Below are 7,405 nucleotides of genomic sequence, written 5' to 3'. Positions count from 1 at the left end.
TCAATTATTTTTGGATTGTCGAGCAAGACGCAGTGGTTGAGTGGGCTCTACTACGCTGATTTCGTCAGCTTTTTCAACCCTACTCAACTTTGCGGAGGTAGGACGACGAAATCGAATTCTAACGAATTACCGATTTCTGTCCCACTCTCTCTTGTCTCGTCCCTTATTGCTTGGTCAGGACAATAATTCCTTGATCATCCTCTGCTTGTTCCAAGTCTTCTAGCGACAACTGATTTCCTTCGATCCGATAGCGATAAGGCTCATCTCCGATACGCATGGATTGATTGACCGGATCAATACTAACCTCTTTGGCCTCTTCTTCTCCATCAGCATCTTGCACCGTAAACGTGCCTTTTCGACCCGTCACCACCAAGAGGATCGTATTTTCCTCGTCCTGTCCACGATAACTGCCATCTATGGACACCCCTTCTTTCTGTTCTTCACTCGCTGACGTCACAGTCTGTGATGAAGCAGACGTCTGTTTGCTCGAAGTCTGTGTCGCTTTTTCTTGCTGGCTACAAGCAGTCAGGAAAAGGGCTACTGCCAAGGTCATTATAGACATGATTTTTTTCATTAAGATCGACTCCTTTCGCCATAACCGTATACCATCTACCACCAGTATACGCCAAGAAAGTCTTTAGGTCAATTGTTTACCCCTCTAATAAAAATGCCCTTACTTCCGCAATAAAATACAAGGATCCTGTCACAAATAAGACTTCATCTGAAGGACTCTGATCCATAAATTCTTTGATATAGGCCTTGTAGTCAGCTACATAGGGCAGGTCTTGTCGGTCGCCTTGTGCCACCACTTCCCCGTAATGGAAGGTCGTCAAAATCAATTCAGCTTCCGGCAATCCCGCTTGAAGCGTTTGGAGCATCCCGCTATAATCTTTTCGCTTGAGGGCTCCAAATAAAATCTTCACGCGCTTTCCTGCTAAGCTATTGGCAAACTCGATCAAGCGCAACATAGCATGTGGATTATGGGCGCCATCCAGATACACCTGGTCACCAAACAACTCTAGACGTCCCGGCCACCGCGTCTCTTGCAAGGCGTGCTTGACCTGATCTATATCCACTTCTTGATCTAGGCCCTCCATATAGAGGAAAAAGGCCTCCATAGCTACTGCAGCATTTTCCCGTTGGTAATCACCCTTCAAGCCCAGAGATGGCAAGACAAGTTCCACACGTTCATTCCAAAAACGGTCCTGCTCTAAGCCAAAATCTTTCTGGAAGGCGTGGAGAGCCACAGCCAATTGCTCCGCTTTTTCTTGACAAACAGCTACAGCATCATCCGACAAGGGACCCACCACAGCTTTCTTGCCCTTCTTAAAGATTCCTGCCTTTTGCTGGGCGATTTCCGCAATCGTCCCTCCCAGTGTTTCTTGGTGATCCAGGCCAACCGAAGTGATCACTGCGATCTCTCCCGTCACTACGTTGGTGGTATCTAGAAGCCCACCGATACCAACTTCCAATAAGACCACGTCCACAGCTTGTTCCTTAAAATACAAGAGGGCCATGAGGCAGATAATCTCAAAATAAGAGAGTTGGTCCTGGGTTTGAAGCAAGGTCTGCTCCATTTGTTGGACTTCTTGGCCAATCCGAGTAAAATCTTCATCTGAAATCGGCTGATCCCCAATACAAATCCGATCATGGATACTGATCATATGAGGAGAAGTAAAGGTCCCAACTTTCTTTCCGTGAGCCATCAATAATTGACGCAGAAAGGCGATTGTGGATCCCTTCCCATTGGTTCCTGTCACATGAAGGATCGGATAAGCCTTATCCGGCCTCCCTAAAAGGCTCACTGCCTGCTCCATACGATCCAGTCCCGATCGAAAATTCAGACCGATCCGACTATTCATCCATTGCTCAATCTTATTCACATCTTCCTCCTAAAAGAAAAAAGCGACAAAACCTCTTCTGACGTTTGCGCTCCTTTCTTTCGTAGTTATTTCTTTCTCATTTTTACAGCAAGTCCATCGGACTTCCTGCTTTTTCTTGTTTCTTGAAGCAGGGCTAAAAACATCCCCCGGACTTACCAACTCTTTCTAGTTTCTAGGAGCTGGGCTAAAAACGTCCCCCGGACGTTTTTACTCCTCCATAAAGCTGTTGAAGACTTCTTCGATCATATCCCATTCTGCATCTGAGTCTTCTGGGATTGGTTGAAGGTCGCCTTCTGTTCCGTCTTCGTTTTCTGTAAATGAATAAGCTTGGATTTCAACTTCGCCGTTTTCATCTTCTTCTGCATTTGCAGGGATCAAAAGGACATAGTTTTTCCCAAATTCTTCTTTGCCATCAATGGTCAAAAGAATTTCAAACAAGGTTTCATTTCCTTGTTCGTCCACCAATGTGATTAATTCACGTTCTTCATGGTCGTGGTTATGATCATGTGCCATACTATTCTTCCTCGTTTTCTTTCTAAAAATTGCGATCTAAATAATTTTGTAAAATAAGCTGCGCCGCTAACTTATCAATAACTTTTTTGCGTTTGCTACGGCTAATATCTGCTTGCTCAATCAACATCCGCTCTGCAGCAACTGTTGTCAACCGTTCATCTTGGTAGTCGACTGGAAACCCAAACTTTTCAGCAATCATTGCGCCATAAGCCTGACTGGCTTCCACACGCGGTCCGCTTGTGTTGTTCATGTTTTTCGGCAAGCCCACAACAAAACGGTCTACCTTGTATTGAGCCACTAATTCGGCCAAGCGCTCCAAACCGAATTCTTTTTTGTCTTCATCGATTTGGATGATTTCAAGACCCTGAGCTGTAAAACCGAGAGGATCACTCACAGCAACCCCGACGGTCTTTGAACCAACATCCAATCCCATAATTCTCATTAGAGGTCTATTCCTTGCCCTTTCAAATAATAACGTACCAATTCTTCCACGATCTCATCTCGTTCATATTTACGAATTTGGTTCCGTGCATTATTATAACGAGGTACATAGGCAGGATCACCACTGAGTACGTATCCTACGATTTGATTAATTGGATTGTAGCCTTTTTCATCCAGCGACAAGTAAACATCTTTCAAGGTCTCGCTAATTTCCTTACGATTTGAATCATCAAGATTAAAACGTACTGTTTCATCTGTAAATCCCACAAGAACACCCTCTTTCCTTAGAATATTACTATTATACCATAATTAAGAGTTTTCCACAACGGCCAAGCCCTTGATTTTACGGCTTTTTCAAGCATTTTTGAGCTATTTTAGCTAAACTGTTTTTTTATTTTTGCTCACTCGCTCCAGCATTGATGAGGTTGTCCGCAAATTGACTCGGTGTCAGCTTCAACAACTCCGGTAAGTGATTGTTTTTGAAGTAAGTCATGCCTTCGGCTTTCTTCACATCCATCGCTTCAAAGTCATAGGTGATGGTTACCTTGTATTCATTCTCATTTTCCAAGGTTAAATCAGCTGTGAAACCTGGCACTGTCAAAGCTTCCTTAAAGGCATCGTCCTTGTTAAAGGATTCTCTCAATTGCTTTTGCGCTTCCTCTATTCCAACCTGTTGGATCCCTTTTTTCAACTCCTCATCGGTTGCCGTCACATTGATGGTCTCCAATTTTTTAAAGGTGTTCCCCACATAGGTGACAATTTGCGTCTGTTGTGTCCCCTTATCATCTTTTGGAAAGACAAAGGTTCTAGTGATGACCTTATTTTCTTCAGCTTTTTGCAGAATACTCTTATTATCCTTTTGTAGCTGCTCTGCTTTTGCTTGGATTGCCTTTTGCTCACTTGAATTTGGCGTTTTCGCTTGTTTTTTTTGACCGCATCCAGTCAAACACAATACAAGCGCACCCAATAAGAAGATTTTCCTTTTCATTTTCCATTCCTTACTAGTTATTGTTTTCTAAAATATTGTATCATAGATTTCGTAAAATGGCGCAGTAAACTTCTTTTCATTCCGTTTTTTAACAAGAAAAAATCAGAAACAATTGTTTCTGATTTTCATTCGCTTTAAAGAGCTGCACGCATCCGCGCTTCTGCATTTTCTACATTTCGAACTGATCGTGGCAAGAAGGCACGAATATCGTCTTCTTTGTAGCCCACTTGGAGACGTTTGTCATCTACCAAGATCGGACTTTTAAGAATACGAGGTGTTTCCATGATGATGTCAATGACTTCATTGACACTCAAGTCTTCGATGTCCACTCCTAGATTTTTAGCGTATCGATTTTTTGAAGAGACAATACTTGCCACTCCATTTTCAGTCTTTGTAAGGATATCCAATAATTCTTCTTTGGTGATCCCTTCCTTACCGAGGTTTTGTTCTTTATAAGTTAGCTGGTGAGCGTTGAGCCAAGTCTTTGCTTTTTTACAGCTGGTGCAACTTGACACTGTATAAATTTTAATCATGCATGCACTCCTTTCGCTACACGATAATACTATCGTATTAAATTATAACACAAAAACCATCAGTCTAGCGACCTATTTTGAAAAAAATTAATCTTCAATTTCAATCGCGTCATCTAAATCTAGAGTTACTTCTTCTACGACAGGAGCTGCTTCTTCAGTTTTATCAAGGGTTTTCACTGCTTCGTCTTCTTCGATCAAACCAAAATGAACCCGAACCTTGTGGTCGATTTCGTCAAAAATTTCTGGGTGGTCAGCCAAGAATTTCTTAGCATTTTCAGATCCTTGACCAATTTTTTCGCCATTATAGGAGTACCACGCACCCGCTTTTTGGATGATATCCAAATCTGTTGCAATCTTCACCAATTCACCTGTACGTGAAATTCCTTCCCCGTACATGATTTCGACCATGGCTTCTTTGAACGGTGGAGCTACCTTGTTCTTCACAACCTTGATCTTGGTTTCCTTACCAACGTTGGTATCTTTTTGGTCCCCAGTCCCCTTGATTTGAGTGTTTCCACGGACATCTAAACGAACCGAAGCATAGAATTTCAGGGCACGACCACCAGGTGTGGTTTCAGGGTTCCCAAACATGACCCCAACTTTTTCACGCAATTGGTTGATAAAGATAGCAATGGTCTTGGTCTTATTGATCGAAGCTCCAAGCTTACGCATCGCTTGGCTCATCATCCGAGCTTGCAAACCAACGTGGCTATCCCCGATATCTCCATCGATTTCCGCACGAGGTACCAAGGCTGCAACAGAGTCGACAACCACCAAATCTACCGCACCAGAGTCGATCAATTTACCAGCAATTTCAAGTCCTTGTTCCCCTGAGTCTGGTTGAGACAAGAGAAGTTCGTCGATATTGACCCCAAGAGCTGCTGCATAAGATGGATCCAAGGCATGCTCCGCATCGATAAAGGCAGCAATGCCTCCTTCTTTCTGTGCTTGCGCTACTGCATGGAGGGCAACGGTTGTTTTACCAGATGATTCTGGACCATAGATTTCGATGATCCGACCTTTTGGATAACCACCAGCACCCAAGGCAATATCAAGCGCCAAGGAACCAGAGCTCATGACTTGTACTTTTTGCTCTGCACGTTCACCCAAACGCATGATCGATCCCTTACCAAAGTCTTTTTCGATCAATTTCAGGGCATCATTGAGCGCTTTTTCACGCTCATCTCCAAATTTCTTAGAGATATCATCTAATTTTTTCTGTTTTTTCGCCATTCTTTTCTCCTATTTTTTACTATACAGGAAATGCATGCAACTCACTGACGTTTTCCGGTCTTTGAAAGGCACATTTCCTATCCATTTTTAGAATTATTCTTCATTTGGCACAAGCTTCATTATACCAAATTTTCACCATTTAATACAGCCAAGCGCACCAAATTAAAGGCATGAAGAACTGCAATTTCGCGGACATCCGCCCGGCTACGTCCAGCGATATTAACTTGGACACTATCCACTCCATTTGGAGTCGCAAGTCCGATAAAGACAGTCCCTGCTGGGTGCCCTTCTAGACTATCTGGCCCCGCAACTCCGGTCAGGCTAACACCATAATCGGATCCTGTTAACTTACGGGCCTGTGAAGCCATGGCTTGAGCTGTAAAATGAGACACCACTCCATGTTGCTCCAACTCTTGAGCTGGAATAGACAACATCTTGCTTTTTTCTTCCAGACTATAGGTGACAAAACCACCTGCAAAGATGCTAGACGCCCCTGAAAAATCTGCCAAAGTCGCTTGGAAGAGGCCAGCCGTCAGGCTTTCTGCAGCTGTAATGGTCTTACCAGTCCGTTTCAAGAGATCAAAGGCCACCTTGGCCATCGAATTGTCATCCCCATAACCGTAAAACAACTCTTGCAAAGGTTGATGATCCAGGGTGTGGCGTGATAAGATTTCCTTTTCTAAGACATCGAGCTTAGCATCCGCTGAAGCTTGATCCTTCGCCTTTGTAGATAGACGCAAGGTTACTTCTCCTGTCTTGGCATAAGGGGCAACTGTCGGATCACTCTGCTCTTCAATGATATCGGCTAGGATCGTAACCAGCTGGCTTTCCCCAATTCCAAAGAAGCGCAAGACTCTTGAAAAGAGCTGTTCCCCTGTTGTCAAATGAGGCACCAATTGTTCATTGACCATGGGTTTTAACTCACTTGGTGGACCAGGTAGAACGACATAGGTCACACCGTCGACTTCAATCAAACCTCCAACCGCGAGACCTGTACGGTTTTGAAGGGGGATTGAACCGGCAATCAATTGTGCTTGCCGCTCATTATTGGGCGTCCGGACATAATCAGGGCGACTGGCAAAGAAGGTGTCGAGTTTGGCAAGCGCTGTTGAATCAAAAACCAGTTCTTTCCCTAAAAACTTAGCAAGGGTTTGCTTGGTCAAATCATCCTCTGTTGGCCCAAGTCCACCGCATAAAATCACCAAATCGCTGCGTTTTGAAGCTGTCTCAATGGTCAAGAAGAGACGACCTTCATTATCTCCTACCGCCACATGATAATAGACATCAATCCCTAAACTAGCCAATTTTTCAGACAAGAATTGAGCATTGGTGTTGACAATTTGTCCTGTTAGAATTTCTGTTCCAACTGCAATAATTTCTGCCTTCATGGTGCCTCCTACTTATACTATTCGTAATTTTCATTTCATTTTAACACAATTTCCTAAATTATTTAAAAAACAGATTGAAGATAAAGTACATTTTGGACAACTTTCTTCAATCTTTTTCTTTTAGAGTATAAAGTAAAAAACTCTTAGAAATACTATTACATCAGCATCCCTAAGAGTTTTAACTATGTGGCAATCAACTTCTAAAGGGCTATTTTCTGTTGTTGATAGAGCTTATCTATATTCTGAAGAGGCTGGAACAAAAGTCCTAGCCTCTCAATTGTTTTTGGATTGCCGAGCAAGACGCAGTGGTTGAGTGGGCTCTACTGCGCTGATTTCATCAGCTTTTACAGCCCTACTCAACTATGCGGAGGTGGGACGACGAAATCGAATTCTAACGAATTACCGATTTCTGTCCCACTCTCTTTT

The 7,405-nt window shown here is 43.2% G+C and carries 9 protein-coding genes; all 9 read right to left on the bottom strand.

Annotated features, from left to right (window positions below):
* Window positions 1-163: 163 nt before the first annotated feature.
* Window positions 164-574: an SP_0198 family lipoprotein gene (locus tag ADI76_RS05130; protein WP_049515005.1), complete on the bottom strand. Its 411-nt coding sequence runs from the start codon at window positions 572-574 to the stop codon at window positions 164-166.
* A gap of 76 nt (window positions 575-650) precedes the next feature.
* Window positions 651-1,883, bottom strand: coding sequence for a bifunctional folylpolyglutamate synthase/dihydrofolate synthase (locus ADI76_RS05125; RefSeq protein ID WP_049515004.1), 1,233 nt, complete (start codon window positions 1,881-1,883; stop codon window positions 651-653).
* Between the two features lie 207 nt (window positions 1,884-2,090).
* Complete coding sequence (locus ADI76_RS05120; protein ID WP_003001941.1) at window positions 2,091-2,396, bottom strand: DUF1292 domain-containing protein; 306 nt, start codon at window positions 2,394-2,396, stop codon at window positions 2,091-2,093.
* Window positions 2,397-2,418: 22 nt separating this feature from the next.
* Window positions 2,419-2,838, bottom strand: coding sequence for a Holliday junction resolvase RuvX (gene ruvX, locus ADI76_RS05115; RefSeq protein ID WP_049515003.1), 420 nt, complete (start codon window positions 2,836-2,838; stop codon window positions 2,419-2,421).
* Window positions 2,838-3,104, bottom strand: a complete 267-nt coding sequence (locus ADI76_RS05110; RefSeq protein ID WP_003002070.1) for an IreB family regulatory phosphoprotein — start codon at window positions 3,102-3,104, stop codon at window positions 2,838-2,840. Before ADI76_RS05110 ends, ruvX begins: the two co-directional genes overlap by 1 nt.
* A 124-nt stretch (window positions 3,105-3,228) precedes the next feature.
* On the bottom strand, window positions 3,229-3,825 hold the full coding sequence (locus tag ADI76_RS05105; RefSeq protein WP_045760023.1) for an SP0191 family lipoprotein: 597 nt from the start codon (window positions 3,823-3,825) through the stop codon (window positions 3,229-3,231).
* A 134-nt stretch (window positions 3,826-3,959) separates the two neighbouring features.
* Window positions 3,960-4,358, bottom strand: coding sequence for a transcriptional regulator Spx (spx, locus tag ADI76_RS05100; RefSeq protein WP_003009108.1), 399 nt, complete (start codon window positions 4,356-4,358; stop codon window positions 3,960-3,962).
* Window positions 4,359-4,445: 87 nt separating this feature from the next.
* Window positions 4,446-5,591: a recombinase RecA gene (recA, locus tag ADI76_RS05095; RefSeq protein ID WP_003002082.1), complete on the bottom strand. Its 1,146-nt coding sequence runs from the start codon at window positions 5,589-5,591 to the stop codon at window positions 4,446-4,448.
* Window positions 5,592-5,710: 119 nt separating this feature from the next.
* Entirely contained in the window at window positions 5,711-6,979 is a 1,269-nt protein-coding gene (locus ADI76_RS05090; protein ID WP_049515002.1) for a competence/damage-inducible protein A, read from the bottom strand.
* Window positions 6,980-7,405: the final 426 nt, after the last annotated feature.

Source organism: Streptococcus parasanguinis (assembly GCF_001074805.1).
GTDB classification, from domain to species: domain Bacteria; phylum Bacillota; class Bacilli; order Lactobacillales; family Streptococcaceae; genus Streptococcus; species Streptococcus parasanguinis_A.
The sequence above is the reverse complement of the archived record's forward strand: the minus strand, read 5'-3'. Positions and strand labels throughout refer to the sequence as shown.